At 70.2% G+C, this 19,776-nt stretch carries 18 protein-coding genes; 4 read left to right on the plus strand and 14 right to left on the minus strand.

Annotation, left to right across the window (positions count from 1 at the left end):
• Positions 1 to 14: 14 nt before the first annotated feature.
• The 9 genes from ACGHC0_RS14290 to ACGHC0_RS14330 all read right to left on the minus strand — a co-directional run bounded on the left by ACGHC0_RS14290 (position 15) and on the right by ACGHC0_RS14330 (position 8,823).
• Positions 15 to 1,154: a flagellar basal body P-ring protein FlgI gene (locus tag ACGHC0_RS14290; protein WP_415265925.1), complete on the minus strand. Its 1,140-nt coding sequence runs from the start codon at positions 1,152 to 1,154 to the stop codon at positions 15 to 17.
• 1 nt (position 1,155) lies between these two features.
• Complete coding sequence (locus ACGHC0_RS14295) at positions 1,156 to 1,770, minus strand: flagellar basal body L-ring protein FlgH (protein ID WP_368351612.1); 615 nt, start codon at positions 1,768 to 1,770, stop codon at positions 1,156 to 1,158.
• Positions 1,767 to 2,801, minus strand: coding sequence for a flagellar basal body P-ring formation chaperone FlgA (flgA, locus tag ACGHC0_RS14300; protein WP_415265926.1), 1,035 nt, complete (start codon positions 2,799 to 2,801; stop codon positions 1,767 to 1,769). Before flgA ends, ACGHC0_RS14295 begins: the two co-directional genes overlap by 4 nt.
• A 26-nt stretch (positions 2,802 to 2,827) precedes the next feature.
• Entirely contained in the window at positions 2,828 to 3,622 is a 795-nt protein-coding gene (gene flgG / locus ACGHC0_RS14305) for a flagellar basal-body rod protein FlgG (RefSeq protein WP_415265927.1), read from the minus strand.
• A gap of 69 nt (positions 3,623 to 3,691) precedes the next feature.
• Positions 3,692 to 4,465, minus strand: a complete 774-nt coding sequence (locus tag ACGHC0_RS14310) for a flagellar hook-basal body protein (protein WP_415265928.1) — start codon at positions 4,463 to 4,465, stop codon at positions 3,692 to 3,694.
• A 41-nt stretch (positions 4,466 to 4,506) separates the two neighbouring features.
• Positions 4,507 to 6,612: a flagellar biosynthesis protein FlhA gene (flhA, locus tag ACGHC0_RS14315; RefSeq protein WP_368351616.1), complete on the minus strand. Its 2,106-nt coding sequence runs from the start codon at positions 6,610 to 6,612 to the stop codon at positions 4,507 to 4,509.
• The gene (locus ACGHC0_RS14320) at positions 6,609 to 7,700 is read right to left on the minus strand and encodes an EscU/YscU/HrcU family type III secretion system export apparatus switch protein (RefSeq protein ID WP_415265929.1); all 1,092 of its coding nucleotides are present in this window, start codon (positions 7,698 to 7,700) and stop codon (positions 6,609 to 6,611) included. The genes flhA and ACGHC0_RS14320 overlap by 4 nt, the downstream gene beginning before the upstream one ends.
• A 10-nt stretch (positions 7,701 to 7,710) precedes the next feature.
• Positions 7,711 to 8,547, minus strand: coding sequence for a flagellar biosynthetic protein FliR (gene fliR / locus ACGHC0_RS14325; protein WP_368351618.1), 837 nt, complete (start codon positions 8,545 to 8,547; stop codon positions 7,711 to 7,713).
• A 9-nt stretch (positions 8,548 to 8,556) separates the two neighbouring features.
• Entirely contained in the window at positions 8,557 to 8,823 is a 267-nt protein-coding gene (locus tag ACGHC0_RS14330; RefSeq protein WP_026432641.1) for a flagellar biosynthetic protein FliQ, read from the minus strand.
• A gap of 324 nt (positions 8,824 to 9,147) precedes the next feature.
• Here ACGHC0_RS14330 and ACGHC0_RS14335 point away from each other — a divergent pair, with 324 nt between their 5' ends.
• The 3 genes from ACGHC0_RS14335 (at position 9,148) to ligD (ending at position 13,855) form a co-directional block, all read left to right on the plus strand.
• The gene (locus ACGHC0_RS14335; RefSeq protein ID WP_415265930.1) at positions 9,148 to 9,711 is read left to right on the plus strand and encodes a hypothetical protein; all 564 of its coding nucleotides are present in this window, start codon (positions 9,148 to 9,150) and stop codon (positions 9,709 to 9,711) included.
• A gap of 179 nt (positions 9,712 to 9,890) precedes the next feature.
• Positions 9,891 to 11,030 carry a Ku protein gene (locus tag ACGHC0_RS14340; protein WP_368351620.1) on the plus strand — a complete coding sequence of 380 codons (1,140 nt, stop codon included), beginning with the start codon at positions 9,891 to 9,893 and terminating at the stop codon, positions 11,028 to 11,030.
• Positions 11,031 to 11,041: 11 nt separating this feature from the next.
• Complete coding sequence (ligD, locus tag ACGHC0_RS14345; RefSeq protein ID WP_368351621.1) at positions 11,042 to 13,855, plus strand: DNA ligase D; 2,814 nt, start codon at positions 11,042 to 11,044, stop codon at positions 13,853 to 13,855.
• Between the two features lie 18 nt (positions 13,856 to 13,873).
• On the opposite strand, the gene bioB is transcribed toward ligD, so the two are convergent.
• The 4 genes from bioB to ACGHC0_RS14365 form a co-directional block, all read right to left on the minus strand.
• The gene (gene bioB, locus ACGHC0_RS14350) at positions 13,874 to 14,938 is read right to left on the minus strand and encodes a biotin synthase BioB (protein WP_368351622.1); all 1,065 of its coding nucleotides are present in this window, start codon (positions 14,936 to 14,938) and stop codon (positions 13,874 to 13,876) included.
• 318 nt (positions 14,939 to 15,256) lie between these two features.
• Positions 15,257 to 15,901 (minus strand): aspartate/glutamate racemase family protein, encoded by a 645-nt coding sequence (locus ACGHC0_RS14355; RefSeq protein WP_415265931.1) that lies wholly within the window; start codon positions 15,899 to 15,901, stop codon positions 15,257 to 15,259.
• A gap of 7 nt (positions 15,902 to 15,908) precedes the next feature.
• A complete protein-coding gene (locus tag ACGHC0_RS14360) occupies positions 15,909 to 16,805 on the minus strand; it encodes an amino acid ABC transporter substrate-binding protein (RefSeq protein ID WP_415265932.1) in 897 nt (298 codons plus the stop codon).
• Between the two features lie 39 nt (positions 16,806 to 16,844).
• A complete protein-coding gene (locus ACGHC0_RS14365; RefSeq protein ID WP_415265933.1) occupies positions 16,845 to 18,170 on the minus strand; it encodes an aspartate aminotransferase family protein in 1,326 nt (441 codons plus the stop codon).
• Positions 18,171 to 18,315: 145 nt separating this feature from the next.
• Between ACGHC0_RS14365 and ACGHC0_RS14370 the strand changes: the two genes are divergently transcribed.
• Entirely contained in the window at positions 18,316 to 19,194 is an 879-nt protein-coding gene (locus tag ACGHC0_RS14370; protein WP_368351626.1) for a MurR/RpiR family transcriptional regulator, read from the plus strand.
• Positions 19,195 to 19,261: 67 nt separating this feature from the next.
• On the opposite strand, the gene ACGHC0_RS14375 is transcribed toward ACGHC0_RS14370, so the two are convergent.
• On the minus strand, positions 19,262 to 19,732 hold the full coding sequence (locus tag ACGHC0_RS14375; protein ID WP_375576021.1) for a VOC family protein: 471 nt from the start codon (positions 19,730 to 19,732) through the stop codon (positions 19,262 to 19,264).
• Positions 19,733 to 19,776 lie beyond the last annotated feature (44 nt).

The following is a 19,776-nucleotide window of genomic DNA, read 5'->3' on the forward strand; positions in this document are numbered from 1 at the left end:
CGCTCTTCTTGGGATTACTGGATGAGGAGTTCGGCGTGCAGCGCGCCCGCGGCCTTCACGGCGCGCAGGATGGAAATGATGTCGCGCGTCGGCGTCTTCAGCCGCGCCAGCGTCTGCACCAGGTCGGCGACGGTCGTGCTGCCGGTGACGAAGCCGGGACCGTTGCGCTCGTCCACGTCCACGCGGGTGTTGGTCACCAGCGCCGTGCGCACGCCATCGCCCGCCTCGCCGATGAAATAGGGTTGCGACGCCGTGGTCTCGTTGCGCACGGACAGCTTCAGGTCGCCGTGCGATATCGCCACCTTCGAGATCCGCACATCGCCGCCGGACACCACGGTACCCGTGCGTTCGTTGACGACCACCTTGGCGCGGCGGTCCGGCTCCACCGTGATCGCCTCCAGCCCGGCGACGAACGCCACGAGCTGCCGCTGCTGCGCCTCCGGTACCTGCAGATCGATACCGGACGCGTCGCGCGCCAGCGCCATGCCCGCGCCGTAGCGGCGGTTGATGGCCTCCGCCACGCGGTTGGCCGTGGTGTAGTCGGGCTCGTTCAGCACGAAGGTCATCCGGTGGTCCTCGGACACCATCTGCGCGGTCACCCCGACCTCCACCGTCGCGCCGCCCGGGATGGAGCCGACGGTCGGGTGGTTCTTCTGCACCACGTTGCCGTTGGCGTCGTAGCGGTAGCCCCCCACGGACAGCGGCCCCTGGGCGAGCGCATAGACGCGGCCGTTGGCGGCCTTGAGGGCCGTGAGCACGAGGCTGCCGCCGACCAGGCTGCGCGCGTCGCCGACGGAGTTCACCGTCACGTCCAGCGTATCGCCCTCGCGCGAGAACGGCGACAGCGCCGCGCTGACCATCACCACCGCCACGTTGCGGCTCTGGATCTGGTCCGGACCGATGTTGAGGTTGAACTGCGACATCGCATTCGACAGCGCCTGCCGCGTGCCGCGGTTGGAGGGCGAATCGCCCGTGCCGGCCAGGCCGGTCACGATGCCGGTGCCGACCAGCGCGTTCTCGCGCCAGCCCTGCAGCTTGCCCAGGTCCTTCACGCGCACGGGCTCCGCATGGGTCACCCCCACACCGCACACCGCCAGTGCCACCAGCCAGCCGGCGAGCGCCCTGCCCGCCCACGCCTGTATCCGTTGCCCCATCTCAGAACCCCATCATGTCGAGCAGGTTGCGCCACCAGGGACGCCGGTTGCGCTCGGCGATGTCGCCCTCGCCCACATAGCTGATGCGGGCATCGGCCAGGCGGGTGGACAGCACGACGTTGCCGTCGGAAATGTCGAACGGCCGCACCCGGCCTTCGAGCGTGACCTTCTGCGGCTCCTGGTTGACGGTGAGCAGTTGCTCGCCCGCCACCCGCAGGTCGCCGTTGGGCAGGACCTCCTGCACGGAGACCGTCAGCGTCGCCAGCACGCGGTTGGTGCGCTGCGTCCGGCCGCCGCCGTCGAAGGTACCGTTCACCCCGATGCCCGTCTGCCCCACCGTGCCGCTGCGGTGCGACAGTTCGGCCGACAGGCCGTTGCCGCGCCGCGTGCCGGTGTCGGCACTGGTGGTGGCGCTGGAGTTCTCGAAGACCTGCACCGTCAGCGCGTCGCCGACCCGGAACGCCCGGTTGTCGGCCGTGAGCGGGCGGTAGGTCTGCTCCTGGTAGAGGCTTTCCGCATGCGCCACGCCCGCAGCCAGCAGGGCCGCGCAGCACATCGCCGCCGCGGTGCGGATTGCCGGGCGGCCGCGCGGCCGCCATGCCATCGGCGCCGTCATGGCTGCAGCTCCAGCTGGCCCGGGCCGACCACGCGGGCCAGCAGCGCTTCGCCGGCATGCGGCGGACGCACCTTCACGACCTGGCCGACCTGGCCGTCCTGCAGCGATTCCGCGCGGCTCTCCAGTGCCAGATCGCCCGTGCGCGCCGTCAGCCGCACCCACTGGCCCCGGGCCACGGCGGGCGCCGGGCCGATGCGGTCCTCGGTGACCACCTCGCCGCCCGACAGGCGCCTGCGGGCCTGCACCGTCCCCTGCCCGCTTCCTTGCACGGGCCATGCGGCCGGCGCAGCGGAGGAAGGCAGGCGGGCCATGTCCACTTCGCGCACGACGACTCCGTCCGCGGGGATGTCGCTGCCGGCGGCCAGCGCCTGCCTCGCCACGGGCGCCATCGCGAACAGGGCCACCTCGAAACGCACGGGAATCGCGCGCACGTGCCGCTCGCCCGCGAAGACATCCACCCACACCATCATGCGTGCCGCCAGGGGCACCTGCGCCAGGGGCCGCACGCGCAGGACGGCGCCAGCCGCGGGCACTTCCAGCGATGGGGGCAGCGAGACCGGCTGCAGTTCCACGCGGGGCTGCACCAATCCCTTCTGCCGGGCGATGCCCTCGAGGTGCGCGGCCAGGGCCTCCCGGGCCTGCGCTGCCACGGCATCGCCCGCCACTTCGCGCACGGCCATCCGCACGGACGTGGCCCCGGCGCCCTCCCACTCGATCTGCTCGTCCCGCAACCCGGTGCGGCTGCGCAGCCACATCCGCAGCCGGCCGCCATCCAGCGCCACCGGCTCGCCCGGGCGGGGGGCCTGCCCCAGCGGCACGGCCATCGCGCGGCGCAGCGTCTCCAGGTCCGGGCTGCTCAGCAGCGCCACATCGCCCAGCCGGACATCCGGCCGCTCCACCTGTACCTGCGGTCGCAGCGCAACGCGCAGCAATGGCGCGCCGGCTTCGTCTCCGGGCATCGCCTGCACGGCGCAGCACCATGCCGTGGCGGCGAGCACGGCAGCGCACCCGATGGCCAGGCGCCGTGGCACCCACGGCCTCTCTGCACGGTACATGCTCACCGCCGCAACCCGTTCACCAGCCCGAGGATCTCGTCGGCGGCCTGCACGATCTTGGCGTTGGCTTCATAGGTGCGCTGCGCCACCATGAGGTTCACCATCTCATCGACCATCTTCACGTTGGAACCCTCCAGGTAGCCCTGGGCGATCCGGCCGGCACCTTCGTCCCCCGACCGCACCGGCATCGCCTCGCCCGAAGCGCTGCTGCTGCGGTAGATACCGTCGCCCTGCGCCAGCAGCCCCTGGGAGCTGGTGAAGCGCACCAGTTCGATGCGGCCCAGGTCCAGGGTGTTGGTCTGGTTCGCCACGCGTGCCTGTACGCGCCCGTCGGGCTGCACCAGCAGGGCCTGGACATCGTCCGGGACCTGGATCGCCTGCTTCAGCGGCAGGCCGCCCAGCGTGGCCAGCTGGCCATCCTTATTGACCTTCCAGGTCCCCCCGCGGGTATAGGCCGAGGTACCGTCCGGCATCAGCACTTCGAAGAAACCATCGCCCTGTACCGTGATGTCGAACGGAGCGTCGGTCTTCCTGGCATCGCCGGTGTCGAACAGGCGGGACACGCTGGCGATACCCACACCCGTGCCCAGGCGCAGCGCGGGCTGCAGCAGGCCGGCATCCGTGGCGTCACCCAGTGCAGCCGTGCGCGCGGGGTCGCGGGCCACCAGGTCGGAAAAGCTCACGCGCGCCCGCTTGTAGCCGGTCGTGTTCACGTTCGCCAGGTTGTTGGCGATCGTCTCGACATTGAGCTGCTGCGCCTGCATTCCGGTGGCGCCGATATACAAAGCATCGAACATGGGAAAAGGATCCTGGAAGTGATGGAGCGGCCCTGCCCGGGCCGGCGATGGAAGCGGCGCGGCCGCGCGTCAGGACAGCTCCCCGAGCTTGCGGATGGCCTGGCCGGTCATCTCGTCGTAGCCGAGCGCGACCTTATGCATGGATTCGAAGTGCCGCATGGTCTGCACCAGCTGCACCATCTCCTGCATGGAACTGACATTGGAGTTCTCGAGATAGCCCTGGCGCACCTGGACGTCTGCATCGGGCACCAGCGCGACCGACCCTTCGGCGCGCATCAGCCCGTTGCCGGTGTGCGCCATGCGGCCAGAGCCTTCAGGTTGCACGATCTTCAGCTGGGCCAGCGGCAGCGCGCCGCCCGGGCCGGAGCCTTCGGGCGCCAGCAGGTTGCCCGCGGCGTCGATGCGCGGCGCGGCGCTGCCGGGATAGATCTCGCCGCCCCGGCCCATGACGGGATAGCCCATGGCCGTGACCAGCCGGCCCTGGCCGTCCAGGCGGAAGTCGCCCTGCCGGGTATAGGCGGGCCCCTCCGGCGTGCTGACCTCGAAGAATCCCGGCCCGGCCAGCGCCACGTCCAGGCCCTGGCCGGTGGACCGGAGGGTGCCGGGGCGGGCATCCGTGCGGATCAGCAGGCCAGGCGCCGGAGCGAGCGAAGGCGCGCTCCCTCCGGCCGTCGCCGTGCGCTCCATGGCCCCCACCACCGAGGCGAAGGCCAGCGGGCGTGCCGCAGCCACCTCGCGCTGGTAGCCCGGCGTCAGCGCGTTGGCGAGGTTCGTGCCGATCCGGTCGAGCCGCTGCATGTCCGACTGCATGGACTGCAGAGCGAGGGCGAGTACTTCCTGCATGGTGTCAAAAATATCCGGTGCAAAAACGGTGGGGCGGCGCGCTACAGCGCCACCACCGCGTAGGACTTGAGTTCGATGGCATGGGGCACCTCCGCCATCGACAGCACCCGCAGGTGCGGCATCATGCGTTCGGACAGCGCCCGCACGTGCCGGCGCAGTTCCGGCGCGCACAGCAGCACGGGCAGCAGGTTGCTTTTCATCATGCGTTCGGCCTGCTGCATCAGCTTGACCATGATCTGCTCGGCCAGGCGGGGCTCCAGCACGAAGCCCGGCGCGGGTGCGGGCGCGGCGCCCTCTTCCCCGCGGGCGCCGGCCTGGGCCGCCTGGATGTTCTGCAGCAGCTGGCTCTCGATGGCCGGGTCGAGCGTGATGACGTGCAGCGCGTTCGCCTCGCCCACCAGGCCCTGGCAGATGGCATGGCCCAGCCGCAGGCGGACCATCTCCGTGAGGTAGGCGGCATCCTTGGACTGGCGCCCGGCATCGGCCAGGGTCTCCAGGATGGCGTCGATGTGCCGGATCGACACCTTCTCGCGCAACAGGTTCTGCAGCACCTTCTGCACGTCGCTCACCGACAGCACGGTGGGAATGAGTTCCTCCACCAGGCTGGGCTGCTGCTGGCGCACCCGCTGCAGCAGGCGGTCGGCCTCGGCGCGCGTGAGCAGCGTGGCGGATTCGCGCCGCAGCACTTCCGTCAGGTGCGTCATGAACACCGTGGGCGCATCCACCAGCGTGTACTTGCCCGCCACGGCGGCGGCGCGCTGCTGCTCGTCGATCCACAGCGCCGGCAGGCCGTAGGTCGGGTCGCGCGTGGGCTCCCCGGGCACGCCGTCCATCTTGCCCGCGGGGTGAATGGCCAGCACCTTGTCGGTGCGGACCTCGCCGCGCCCGCACACCACGCCGTCCAGATGGATCTCGTAGCGGTCCGCCCCCAGCCGCACGGCATCCTTGAAGCGCACGCGCGGCAGCACCAGCCCCAGGTCCTGCGCGTGCTGCTTGCGGAACGACACGATGCGGTCCATGAGCACGCTGCCCGGCTGGTTCACCATGGCCGCCCACTGGCTGCCCACATGGACCTCGATGGGTTCCACCTGCAGGGAGGCGTAGGGGTCCTCGTCGGTCTTTGCCGTGTCGGCCGGGCCGTCCGCATCCTGCGCATCCCCTGCCGCCGGCGCGCCGTCCGCAGTCTGGCGCGCAGCCCCGCGATAGACCACCCAGGCCACGGCGGCCACGCCCGCGATGAGAACCAGCGTCGGCAGCGCCGGGATGCCCGGCAGGAACAGCAGGCCCGTGAGCGCCGCGCCCACGAGCAGCAGCGTCTTGGGAAAGGAGGTGATCTGCCGCAGCACTTCCTGGCTCAGGTTGCCGTCGGACGCGGACCGGGTCACTATGATGCCGGTGCCCACGGCAATGATCAGCGCCGGCACCTGCGTGACGATGCCGTCGCCGATGGTCAGCAGCGAATAGGTGCGCAGCGCCTGGTCCCAGGGCAGCTTGTGCTGCATCACGCCGATCACCAGGCCACCCACGATGTTGATCAGCAGGATCACGATGCCCGCGATCGCGTCGCCCTTCACGAACTTGCTGGCGCCGTCCATGGCGCCGTAGAACGCGGCTTCCTTCTCGATGTTCTTGCGCCGGCGCTGCGCCTCGGCCTGGTCGATGAAGCCCATGTTCAGGTCCGCATCGATGCTCATCTGCTGGCCGGGCATGCTGTCCAGCGTGAAGCGCGCCGCCACCTCGGAAATGCGCTGGGCGCCATTCGTGACCACGACATACTGCACGACGATCAGGATCAGGAAGACGATCAGCCCGATCACGTAGTTGCCGCCGACCACGTAGGAGCCGACCGCGCCGATCACCCGCCCCGCGTCGCCATCGGAGAGGATGAGCCGCGTCGCGGCCACGTTGAGCGAGAGCCGGAACAAGGTGGCAATGAGCAGCAGCGACGGGAAGGTGGAAAACTCCACCGGCCGGGCCATGTAGAACGTCAGCAGCAGGATCAGGAACGCGAAGCTGAAATTCGTCAGGATGAGGAAGTCCAGCAGCGGGCTCGGGATGGGCGCGAACAGCACCACGAGAACGCCCAGCACCAGCAGCACCATGGCGATGTCGCTGTGCCGGCCGAAGAAACGCTCCAGCGCCTTCATGCCGCGCCCCCCGGAGCCATGCCCGCGCGGCGCTCCCGCATGGCGAACACCCAGACGATGATGCGGGCCACGTCCGCGAACAGCTGCGGCGGCACGTAGTGCTCCACGTCCAGCTCCTTGAACAGGCGCCGGGCCAGGGCCGGGCTGCGCACCACCGGAATGCCGTGGCGGGCCGCGATCTCGCGCATGGCGGCCGCGAGGTGCCCGGCCCCCTTGGAGACGACCTGCGGGGAATCCATCTCGCCGTGCACGTACCGCAGCGCGATGGCCAGGTGCGTGGGATTGGTGAGCACGACATCCGCATTGCGGGTCTGGCGCAGCGACTTGCTGCGCTTGCGCGCCTCGCGGCGCAGATCGCGCATGCGGGCCCGCACGCGCGGGTCGCCTTCGCGCTGCTTGTGCTCGTCCTTGATCTCGCGACGGCTCATCCGCATCTTCCTGGCGAACTCGCGCCGCGTGAACATCCAGTCCAGCGCCGCGATGATGGCCAGCAGCAGCGCCATGCGGAAACCCAGCGAACCCAGGTCCGCCACGAGCAGGTGCAGATAGCTGGTCGGCGACTGGCTGGCCAGGCTGTAGAACTGCGTCGAAAGATCCTCGAGCGCGTAATAGGCCATGCCCGACAGCAGCAGCAGCTTCGCGCTGGCCCTCCCGGCATCGAAGAGCGAACGCATCGACAGCACCCGCTTGAACCCGTTGGCAGGGTTCAGCCGGCTGAAATCCGCCGTGACCGGGTCGAAGGAGAAGATGGGGCCGGTCTGCAGCACATTGCCCAGCACCGCCGCGAGCACCACCGCGGCCAGGAAAGGCGCCAGCCACAGCAGCGTGTCGCGCAGCAGGCGCGAGACCAGCGGCCACAGGCCCGCCCCGCCCGGATCGGCGAACGCGCCCTGCAGCAGCACCATGCGGTCGAGCCGGAACTGCGCCAGCGCCATGTCGGCGCCCTGCGAGCTGAGGTAAGCCACGGCCACCACCAGCACCAGGGCCGACACCACGTCCGCGCTCTTGGAAGCCTGGCCCTTTTCCCGGGCCTTCTGCAGCTTGTAGGGGGTGGCCGCTTCGTTGCGGTCGAGATCCTGCTCCGCCATTGCCGTCCCCTTACCGGCTCCCGGGCAGCGGCGCGTGCGCGGCCGCCTGCAGGAACATCGCCTCCCACATGGCGTAGATGCTGGTGTACACGCGCTGCATCGCGCCGCCCATCCCGGCGAACCACAATGACAGCACTGCCAGGCCCACCACGATCTTCACGGGGATGCCGAGCACGAGCATGTTGATCTGCGGCAGGTTGCGAGAGATCAGGCCGAGCGCGAACTCCACCAGCAGGATGCAGAACACCACCGGCGCGGCCAGCGCGAACCCCAGGAGGAACAGCCCGCTGGCCTGCCGGAACACCGGTGCCGCCATGTCCGCGGGCTGCCAGCCGGCGCCGGGCGGGAACACGTCGAAGCTATAGGCCAGTGCGCGCAGCAGCAGATGGTGGCCGTCCGCCGCCATGAAGCCGATCACGGCCACATAGTTGAATGCGGACACCAGCAGCGGCGCCGCGCGGTTGCCCACGGGATCGAACACCTGGGCGATGCCGAACCCGATCTGCACGTCCAGCAGGTTCCCGGCCAGCGAGAAGGCGGCAAACGCCAGCAGCACGCCGAGCGCCATCGTGGCTCCCAGCGCCAGTTCGGCCATGGCCATCTGCAGCAGTTCCCCCATGCCGGACGGCGGCAGCGGCGCGGACGGCGCCAGCGCCTGGGCCAGCACCCAGGACAGCGCCATCACCACCAGCAAACGCACGCGGTTGGGCACGGGCATGGCATAGAGCACGGGCGTCATGGCCAGCACGACCGCGACCCGCAGCGACGGCAGGAAAAACGGCCCCCAGAGGCCGAAGGCACCGGTGCCGCCCAGGGCCTGGACAGGCGGGGAAAGCAGCGAACTCATGCCGGGGCCTCAGAACATTGCGGGAATGTTCGTCCAGAGCTGGGTGGCGAACTGCCCCAGTTTGCGGAGCATCCACGGGCCGAAAAGCACCATGACGCCGCCGGCGACCAGCAGCTTGGGCACGAACGTCAGCGACATTTCCTGCACCTGGGTCACCACCTGCAGGATGCTGATGAGCAAGCCCACGAGCAGCGTGAGCCCGAGGATGGGGAGGCAGACGAGCAGGCCGGTCCAGAACAGGTCGGCCATCATCCGGAGTGCAAGATCGCCCGTCATGGTGCGGCGGGCCGCTCAACGCCATATCTCGACACTCGGAACCCCTCCAAAAAGTTACAAATTATTTGAAAATTATACAAAAAGAGCGTAATTCCTACGCGCACGCTTGCGGCACGTAGCGTGAATCAAACGGGCACTTGACGGCGAGTGGCGTAGTCCTTTTCCTACAGACCAACACGACTTCGCACCCACACGCCATGCTGCCGCGCGTGTGGACGATGGACGGGCCGCAAACATCCGGGCCCCCGAGCCGCCGAGCGGGGTCCGCGAAGAGCCGGCCGCCGCATGGCGGCTCCGCGCTTCCCGCCGGAAAGGACCCCTCCCATGACCACCAACTTCCAGGACCTGCAGGCGAAGGCCATCGCCTGGTGCAAGGATTTCGAGCAATACAAGGACGAATGCGTCGTCCTGGCGCAGCGCCTGCGCGTGGAGTTCATCGCCCACCTGGGCGCACGCTCCGGCGACGTGGAGTTCCACGCGCTGGACGAGCGGCTGGAACGCATCGGCGACGAGCGCACCTCCCTTTGGCCGCGACTGCAGGTGGGCGATGACGGCTTCTTCTATTTCGGCCTGACGCTGTTCTTCCGCGCGGACGCGCACTGTCTGGACGAGCACATCCGCGTGGGCATCCAGAAATCGCGCACGCACTGGCGCGTGCGCTGGAACCAGAAGGAGTCGGTGTATTCCACGACCGGCTCCAACACCGCCTTCTTCGACAAGGTCACGGCCATCACGCTGGAGAAGTTCTCCACGCCGTTCCGGCGCATGAAGGGCCAGCTCGGTTTCGTGCCCACGCTGCAGAGCGATCACCACGCGGTGGCCTCCGCGCCGCCCAGCCCCGCGACCGGCACCGGGGCCAGCGCGCCGCAGGACAGCGGCGAGAGCTGATCGGCGAGCCCACACCGCCAGCCCGGCTGGCCGCGGTGTTGCACATGGCGTGCGATCGCCTGCCGCCACCGGCGCCGCGGCCGGTGCGCGTCCTACAGCCTGCGTGCCGCGGCAGGGCTAACGTCGTCCGCACCGCGTGCGCCGGCATGTCGCCGCCGCGTCGCCCAGGAGAGTCCGCAATGGCCGAGAAGACAACCCGCACCTCCCCCTCCCGCAGCGCCTCCGCTCCCGCCGCGTCCTCGCGGGCCGCCAAGGCCGACAAGGCCGACAAGGCGTCTGGCGGGCAGGCCCCCACGTCCACCCGTGCACTCTGGAAGGGCGCGATCAGCTTCGGCCTGGTCCACGTGCCCGTGGGCCTGTATTCGGCGACACAGGACAGTGGCATCGATTTCGACTGGCTCGACAAGCGCAGCATGGATCCGGTCGGCTACAAGCGCATCAACAAGAAGACCGGCAAGGAAATCACGGCGGAGAACATCGTCAAGGGCGTGGAGTACGAAGACGGCCGCTACGTGGTGCTCACGCCCGAGGAGATCGCGCAGGCCTACCCGAAGACCACCCAGACCATCGAGATCGAGGCGTTTCTGGATGCCGACGAGATCCCGTTCGTCTATCTGGAGCGGCCCTACTACACGGCGCCGCTGCCGCGCGGCGAGAAGGTCTATGCCCTGCTGCGCGAGGCGCTCAAGGCGAGCCACCGCGTGGGCGTGGGCAAGGTGGTGATCCAGACGAAGCAGCACCTGGCGGTGCTCATCCCCTGCGGACGGGCGCTGGTGCTCAACCTGTTGCGGTGGGGCGGCGAGATACGCTCGTTCCAGGAACTGAACCTGCCTCCTGCCGGAGGCAAGGCCGTCGGGCTCAAGGATGCCGAGATGCGCATGGCACGGCAGTTGATCGACGACATGACGCAGGCCTGGGATGCGGACCAGTTCCGCAACTCGTTCTCCGAAGAGATCATGAAGCTCGTGGAAGCGCGGGCCCAGGCCGGCGACATCGCCGAGGTCGAGCCGCTGGAGGCACCGTCGGACGCTGGCGGCGCGGACGTGGTGGACCTCACCGCCCTGCTGCGCCGCAGCCTCGAAGGCGGGCGGCGCAAGGCTCCCGCCGCTGCGGACGACAAGGGAGAGGGCGGCGAGGATGAAGCGGAAGGTGGTGCCAGGGGACGGAAAACCTCGAGCGTGCGGCACCTGCCGGCCAAGCCTGCCAAGGCACGCGCCGCATCCGACGGCGGCGCGAAGGGCAAGGCCAAGGCCCCCGCAAAGCGCGCGGCCGCCAAGTCCTCCGCGAAAAGCGCTCCTGCAGGCCGCAAGGCCGCCTGAGTCCGCACGCCATGGCACGACGCTCCAGGACCTCCGGCACTGCGCAGGAAGCGCCGCAGAAAGCGCAGAAAAAGGCGCCACCGGACGCCCTCGCAGACTACGCCCGCAAGCGGGACTTCCGCAACACCCCCGAGCCCGGCGCGGAGCCGGGCGACACGCTGCCCCGGGGCGCGCTGCGCTTCGTGGTGCAGAAGCACTGGGCCAGCCGCCTGCACTATGACTTCCGGCTGGAAATCGACGGCACCATGAAGAGCTGGGCCGTGCCCAAGGGGCCGAGCTTCGATCCCAGGGACAAGCGCATGGCCGTGCAGGTGGAAGACCATCCGGTCGCCTACAACCGCTTCGAGGGCCAGATCCCCGCGCGGCAGTACGGCGCGGGCCGCGTCATCATCTGGGACAAGGGCTACTGGGTGCCGCTGGAGGACCCGGCCCGCGCGTGGAGCGCCGGCAAGCTCAAGTTCGAACTGCACGGCCACAAGCTCCAGGGCCGGTGGACGCTGGTGCGCATGCACGGCCGGGGCAACGAGCGCCAGCCGCCGTGGCTGCTCATCAAGGAACGCGACGGGCTGGAACGCGACGCCGTCGAGTACAGCGTGGTGGACGCGCTGCCGGACAGCGTGAAGTCGCTGCCCGACCTGCCTGAACCCGCGCCCGCGCAGGGCAGGCAAGCCCCTGCCCCTGCCGGCTCATCCCCCGCCCGCGGGACGGCCGCCCGCGCCAAGGCGGCGGCCTCCCCGCCGGCACTGGAGCCGGCCGCAGGCCGGGCTGTCCGGGCCGGCACGCCCCCGCGCCCGAAGAAGGCGGCCCTGCCCGCGGCGCTGGCGCCGCAACTGGCTACGCTGGTGGACGGCCCGCCCACCGACCTGGCGGACTGGACGTTCGAGCTCAAGTTCGACGGCTACCGCATCCTCGCGCGGATCGAGGGCGGCGAGGTGCGCCTCATCACCCGCAACGGCAACGACTGGACCCACCGCATGCCCGGCCTGGCGCGCGCCGTGCGCGCCCTGCCGGTGGAATCCGGCTGGATCGACGGCGAAATCGTGGTGCCCGACCGGCACGGCATTCCCGACTTCCAGGCGCTGCAGAACGCCTTCGAGAGCGGGCGCCGGCCCGGACGCAACGCGGCGGGCCCCGCGGATGACGGCGCGGTGGACCGCAGTGGCCTGATCTTCTATGTCTTCGACCTGCCCTTCCTCAACGGCCACGACCTGCAGGGCCTGCCGCTGGCAGAGCGCAGGCAGGCGTTGCGCACGCTCGTGGCCGAGGCCGGCAGTGATACGGTGCGCTTCAGCGACGCGTTCAAGGCGTCGCCCGGCGAGCTGATCGCTTCTGCCTGCCGGCTCGGCTTCGAGGGCGTGATCGGCAAGCGCGTGTCGTCGGCCTACGTGTCCGGCCGGTCGGCCGACTGGATCAAGCTCAAGTGCGGGCAGCGGCAGGAGTTCGTGATCGGCGGCTATACCGACCCGCAGGGCACGCGCACCGGCCTCGGCTCGCTGCTGCTGGGGGTGCACGGGGACGACGGGCAACTGCACTATGCGGGCAACGTGGGCTCCGGCTTCAGCGAACGCACCTTGACGACGCTGCTCGGGCTGCTGCGCTCACTCGCCGCAGACCGCAGCCCCTTCGCCGAAGGCACGCAGGTGGGCCGCAAGGCGCACTGGGTCAAGCCGCAGCTGCTCGCGGAGGTGGCCTTCGCGGGCTGGACGCAGACGCGCCATGTCCGCCAGGCGGTCTTCCGCGGCCTGCGCGAGGACAAGCCCGCGCGCGAGATCGTGCGCGAAACAACCACGCCGGCCGCCGCGGTGGAGGCCCCGCCCTCCGCCCCGCCTGCCTCCCCGCGCCGTGCCCCCACCGAGACCACGCCCTCCAGGGTCCGCTCCACCATGACCTCCCGCCGAACCGCATCCGCCCCGTCCCCTGCCGCCCCGCCCTCCTCGCTGCGCGTGACCCACGGCGACCGGGTGATCGATGCCGCGAGCGGGACCACCAAGCTGGACCTGGTGCGCTACTACGCGCTGGTCGCGCCGCTGATGGTGGAGCATCTGCGCCAGCGCCCCGTCTCGGTCGTGCGGGCCCCGGAAGGCGTGGGCGGGGAACTCTTCTTCCAGAAGCACCCCGAGCACGGCTCGGTGGACGGCGTGCGCACGCTGGACCCGGCGCTGGATCCCGGCCACCCGCCCCTGGCCGAAATCGCGGGGCCGGAAGGCCTGCCGGCCTGGGCCCAGATGAACACCATCGAGTTCCACAGCTGGAACGCCCGCAGCGACCGCATCGACCGGCCCGACCGGATGGCCTTCGACCTCGACCCCGGCGAAGGCGTGCCCTGGGACAAGGTGCAGGAGGCCGCCACGCTGATGCGCGTGATGCTGACGGAACTGGGCCTGCCGGGCTTTCTCAAGACCAGCGGTGGCAAGGGGCTGCATGTGGTCGTGCCCGTCAAGCGCCTGCACGGCTGGGACACGGTGAAGGGCTTTTCCCAGGCGGTGGTGCAGCACATGGCGCGCACGATCCCGCAGCTGTTCGTGGCCAAGAGCGGGCCGCGCAACCGCGTGGGAAAAATCTTCGTGGATTACCTGCGCAACGGCTTCGGCGCCACCACCGTGAGTGCCTGGTCGGCGCGGGCACGGCCGGGGCTCGGCATTTCCGTGCCCCTGCGCTGGGATGAACTGGGCGCGCTCTCCAGCAGCACCGAATGGACGGTGGCCACGGTGGAAGACCGGCTGCGCGAAGGCAACGCGCCGTGGGACGGCTACGACAAGGCGGCGGTCTCCATCACGCAGGCCATGAAGATGCTCGGGTACGAGGCGCCACGCGGGGGGCGGTGATCGCCCTCCTGCCCGCCCTCAGGCGGCGTGGTGGTGCAGGTCGTGGGGCTCGGTGGAGGCCACCTGCCGGCCCTTCATCCCCAGCTTGGCGAGCAGCTGCACGTCGGCGTCCACGTCCGGGTTGCCGGTCACCAGCAGCTTGTCGCCGTAGAAGATCGAATTGGCCCCGGCCAGGAAGCACAGCGCCTGCACGGCATCGCCCATCTGCTGGCGGCCCGCCGAGAGGCGCACGCGCGCACGCGGCATGGTGATGCGCGCCACCGCGATCACCCGCACGAAATCGAGCGGATCGACCGGATCGCTGTCGGCCAGCGGCGTGCCGGGCACGCGCACCAGGCTGTTGATGGGCACGGATTCCGGGTACGGGTCCAGGTTGGCGAGCTGGGCGATCAGGCCCGCGCGGTGCACCGGCGCCTCCCCCATGCCGATGATGCCGCCGCAGCAGACGCTGATGCCGGCCTCGCGCACATGGCGCAGGGTGTCGAGCCGGTCCTGGTAGGCCCGGGTGCTCACCACGTCGGTGTAGTACTCGGGGGCGGTATCCAGGTTGTGGTTGTAGTAGTCCAGCCCCGCGCCCTTGAGCGCCTGGGCCTGGTGCGGCTCCAGCATGCCCAGGGTGGCGCAGGTCTGCATTCCCAGCCCCTTCACGGCGGAGATCAGTTCGCCCACCTTCTCGATGTCGCGGTCCTTGGGGGCGCGCCAGGCGGCGCCCATGCAAAAGCGCGTGGCCCCGGCGTCGCGGGCGGCGCGGGCGGCGGTGGTGACCTCCTCCACGCTCATGAGCTTCTGCGCCTTCACGCCCGTGTCGAACTCGGCGGACTGCGGGCAATAGCCGCAGTTCTCGGGGCAGCCGCCGGTCTTCACCGACAGGAGCGTGGCCAGTTCCACGTCGCCCGCGGGCCAGTGCTCGCGGTGCACGGATTGCGCGCGCCAGAGCAGGTCCATGAACGGCAGGTCCAGCAGTTCCTGCACGGCCTGGACGCTCCACGTGCCGGCCGCTGCGGCGGGGGCGCGTGCGGGGCGGTGCAGTTGGACGGGAATGGCGGGGGTTTCGGGACGGGTGTCGGAAAGAGTGGCGGTCATGGCAGTGGGTACGGACACAAGGTACACGTTGGCGTTGCGGCGAATTCTGGAAGAGAACCGGGCCGCATGCCAAGCCTTTGCCGCCAAAAACCCGTGCTGCCCGCGGGTGGAACAACGGGCGGCATTTTCACAGGACGTTGGCGGCAGGATGCAGCCAGAAGGCTGCTCTTTGAAGGGAGTTGGAAAACCGCCGCCCTGTGCCATTGCCATCGGCATCGATCACGCTGCCATCTGCTGCCAACCTTCCGCCCGGGGCGGCCGGCAGGTGCCGGAAATCGCCGCAATTGGCACCCGACAGGCACCGCATCGGCGCCGCGTTCAAGCCCCCAGCAGGCCGCGGAGCCTGCGCACGGCGCTGTCCACCGTCGTCAGCACCGGCAGGCCGCTGGCCTGCGCGCAGGCATCGCGTGCGCGGGCCATGCTGAACTGGGCCAGCGCGATGCGGGTGCATCCCCGCCCGGCCAGCGCACGGGCCTGGCGGGCAATGAGTGCGTCGTGCGCCGGGCCGTCCCCGGCATTCAGCGCGCCGAGCGCGCCCTCGGCCAGTGCCATCTCCAGCACGGTGCCGGGCGGGAACTCCGCCGGCATGGAGCGCAGCGTGGGCGCGAAGGTGGCGATCAGCCCCAGCGGCCCATGGCCCTGCATGGCCTCGTCGATCATGGCCTCGTTGGGCCGCAGCACGGGCATGGGTGCATGCGTGCGTGCCACCGCGTCGATGCATGGGCCGAAAGCCGAGCAGGTGAACAGGATGCCCTCTGCGCCCGTGTCCACCGCGTACCGCGCCAGCCGCGCGAACCGTTCATGCATGGCGCCGTCGAGCCCTCCGCCCCCGGCCGCGAGATCGGCAGAAAGGCTGTCGTCCAGCAGGTTCATGCGCACGGCCTGCGGCCAGTCGCGCTCGAAGGCGCCGTTGATGGGGGCCACCGAATGGGCCAGGGCGTGGATCAGGGCGATGCGGGGCATGGGGAACTCAGAGTCCTTTGTCGGAGGGGTGGGCGAAGGCGTCCCGGGTCTCGGCATTGAGCGGATAGCCGATGTTCACGCCGCGCGGCGGAATGGGCGACATGAACCACTTCCGGTAGAGCCGCTCCATCTCGCCCGATTGCATCATGCCCGTCACCACGCGGTCCACCAGGGCCTTGAAGGCCGGGTCGTCCTTGCGGAACATGAGGGACTGGTTCTCCGTGCGCAACGGCTCGCCGGTGATGAGGAAGTCCTTGGGGTTGCGCGCCGTGGCGACCAGGCCCGCCAGCAGGATGTCGTCCAGCACGAAGGCCTGGGCGCGCCCGCTCTCTATCAGCAGGAAGGAGTCGGCATGGTCCTTGCCGGCCATCTGCTGGATGTCGAGGTTGCGGCCCTTGTCGGCTTCGCGCAGCAGCCGCAGCGACGTGGTGCCGCTGGTGGCCACCACCGTCTTGCCCTGCAGGTCCGCGACGCTGCGGATGCCCGAATCGGCGCGCACCAGCATGCGCACGTTGTAGCGGAAGATGTCCGGCGAAAACGCCACGAGCTTCTGGCGCTCCACCAGGTTGGTGGTGGAGCCGCACTCGATATCGACGGTGCCGCCCGCCACCAGGGGAATGCGGTTCTGCGAGGTGACGAGCTGGTAGCGGATCTCCAGCTTCGGCAGCTGGAGTTCGGCCTTGATCGCATCCACGATCTTCATGCAGATGTCGATGCTGTAGCCCACGGGCGTGCCCGTGCCGGCGTTGTACGAAAAGCCGAAGGACGACTCGCGGTGGCCCAGCGTGATGGCGCCGGTGTCCTTGATCTTTCGGAGGGTGGAGGCAGCCTCCTGCGCAGGGGCCTGGGTGGCGAGCGCGCATGCGGCGGCGAGCGCCAGCATGGCGCGACGGGAACGGGACATGGGAGGACTCCTTGCGGGAACGATGGAAACGGTGGGCAATCAGGCGGCGGTGGCGGCGTCCACCGCGTCGGCCAGGCGGCCCGCGATGTCCTGCAGTTCCGCGCGCGAGGCGATGAAGGGCGGCGCCAGCAGCACGTGGTCGCCCACGCGCCCGTCCACCGTGCCGCCCATGGGGTAGCACAGCAGCCCGCGGGCCATCGCCTCCTTCTTGGTGCGGGCATGCACCTTGCGCGCCGGATCGAACGGCGTCTTGCCGCCACGGTCCTGCACCAGCTCGACGCCCCAGAAAAAGCCGCGCCCGCGGATGTCGCCCACGCGGGCATGGCCGCCGAGCGCCTGCCGCAGCGCCTCCCCGAAGAACACGCCGTCGTCCCGCACCTTGGCGAGCAGGCCGTCGCGCTGGATCACGCGCTGCACGGCCAGCGCCGCCGCGCAGGCCACCGGATGGCCCAGGTAGGTATGGCCGTGCTGGAAGTAGCCGCTCCCTGCCGCCATCGCCTCGACGATGCGCTTTTGCGCCAGCACCGCCCCCACCGGCTGGTAGCCACCGCCCAGGCCCTTGGCCACGGTGACGAGGTCGGGCACCACGCCCTCCTGCTCGCAGGCATAAAGCGTGCCGGTGCGTCCCATGCCGCACATGACCTCGTCCAGGATCAGCAGCACGCCGTGGCGGTCGCACACCGCACGCACCGCGCGCAGGTAGCCGGGCACGGGCGTGAGCACGCCGGCCGTGGCACCGCCGACCGTCTCGGCCACGAAGGCGATCACGCGGTCCGCCCCCTGCGCGAGGATGGCCGCCTCCAGCTCGTCCGCCAGGCGCTGGCCATACTGCTCGGGCGTTTCCTGCGCGCCCTGCTCGCGGTAGGGGTAGCAGGCCGACACGTGGGTGGCGGGCGCCAGCAGCGGCGCGAAAGGCTCCCGCCGCCAGGCATTGCCGCCCACGGCCAGCGCGCCCAGCGTGTTGCCGTGGTAGCTCTGGCGCCGCGCGATGAAATGCGTGCGCTGCGGCTGCCCGATCTCCACGAAGTACTGGCGCGCCATCTTGAGCGCCGCCTCCACGGCTTCCGATCCACCACTGACCAGGTACACGTGTTCCATGCCGGCGGGTGCCCCGGCCACCAGCACGTCCGCCAGTTCCTCCGCCACCGCCGTGGTGAAGAAGCTGGTATGGGCATAGGCGAGCCGGTCGATCTGCGCATGCATGGCGGCGATCACGTCCGGATGCCCGTGGCCCAGCGAGGAGACGGCCGCGCCGCCCGATGCATCGAGGTAGCGGCGGCCCCCGGCATCCACGATGGTCATGCCCTGGGCGGCAACGGCGACGGGTGGCGTCTGGTGGAGATGCCGGTGGAATACGTGTGTCATCTGCAATGTTTGTGGATCAAATGTTCCATGCATTGTGATTTGGAACATTCGTTTCGTCAAAAATGATTTTCAGAACATGTGGAGCACCTGCCGTTTCGGTACAGTCGCCGCATCCGCCCCGCCTGCCTGCCCCAAGCATCCGTCCATGCCCCCCTCCATCCAGGAACACATCCGCCAGCGCTACCCCGAACTCAGCCCCGCGCTGCAGGACATCGCGCGCTACCTGCTCGACCATCCGGCCGAGGTGGTGACCTCGTCCATGCGCCACGTCGGCGTGCAGTCCGGCGCCACGCCGCCCACGCTGGTGCGCTTCGCGCAGCAGGTGGGATTCGACGGCTGGCCGGCCCTCAAGGCCGCCTTCGCGGCCGACCTGGGCCTGGGGGGCGACGCCTACGGCGCGCGGGCGCAGCACCTCGTGGCCCGGGCCGGTGAGTCCGGCGGGCTGACGGAGGAAATGTTCGGGGTGCAGCGCCGCAACCTGGAGGCCACCCAGGCCCAGAGCGGCGCGCGGCTGGACAAGGCCTGCGCGCTGATCGAGAAGGCGAAGGCCGTGCACGTGGCCGGCTTCCGGGCGAGCTACCCCATCGCCTTCGGCCTGGTGTACCAGTACCGCCTGTTCCGCCCGGACGTGCACCTGCTCGACGGCCAGGGCGGCACGCTGGAAATGCAGCAACGCGCCGTGGGCAAGGGCGACGTGCTGGTGGTGGCGAGCTTCTCGCCCTATTCCCACGAGGCGCTGCAGGTGGCGGAGGCCGCGCGCGACGCGGGCGCGCGCATCGTGGCACTGACCGACAGCCTCGCCTCTCCGCTCTCGCTGCTGGCGCAGCAGACGCTGCTCTTCAGCATCCACAGCCCCTCGTTCTTCCCCTCGGTGGCCGCGGGCCTGGCGCTGGCCGAGGCCCTGGTGGAATTGCTCGCCAGCCGCGCGGGCGGCGCGGCGGCACGGGCCATCGGCCATGCGGAGCAGCACCTGCATACCAGTGGTGCCTACGTGCGGCCACCGCGCGGCCGGCCCGGGAACTGACCCGCCACCACGTCCGCCACGCAGCGCCGGCAACCGCCGCCCGGCACGGCGGCACGGGCGCGGTCCGTCAGCCCAGCGCGGCGATCACGTCCGGCGGCGCCTGCACCAGTTCGATCAGCACGCCTTCGCCCGCGATGGGAAACTCCTCGTTGCCCCGGGGGTGCAGGAACGTGATGTCGTGGCCCGCGGCCCCCTTGCGGATGCCGCCCGGCGCGAAGCGCACGCCCCGCGCCGCGAGCCATTCCACGGCGCGCGGCAGGTCGTCGATCCACAGGCCCACGTGGTTCAGCGGCGTGGCGTGCACGGCGGGCTTGCGCTCGATGTCGAGCGGCTGCATCAGGTCCACCTCCACGGCATGGGCGCCCTGCCCCATCGAGAGGATGTCCTCGTCCACGTTCTCGCGCTCGCTGCGAAACGTACCGGTCTGCTGCAGGCCCAGCATGTCCACCCACAGCGTCTTCAGCCGCTGCTTGTCGGTGCCGCCGATGGCGATCTGCTGGATGCCGAGAACCTTGAAGGGGCGCGTATCGGAAGTCATGAGGGGCTCCTGGAAAAAACCGGCCCGGGAGGGGCCGTGGTGGG

It is taken from the genome of Acidovorax sacchari (assembly GCF_042847045.1).
GTDB lineage: Bacteria > Pseudomonadota > Gammaproteobacteria > Burkholderiales > Burkholderiaceae_C > Paracidovorax > Paracidovorax sacchari.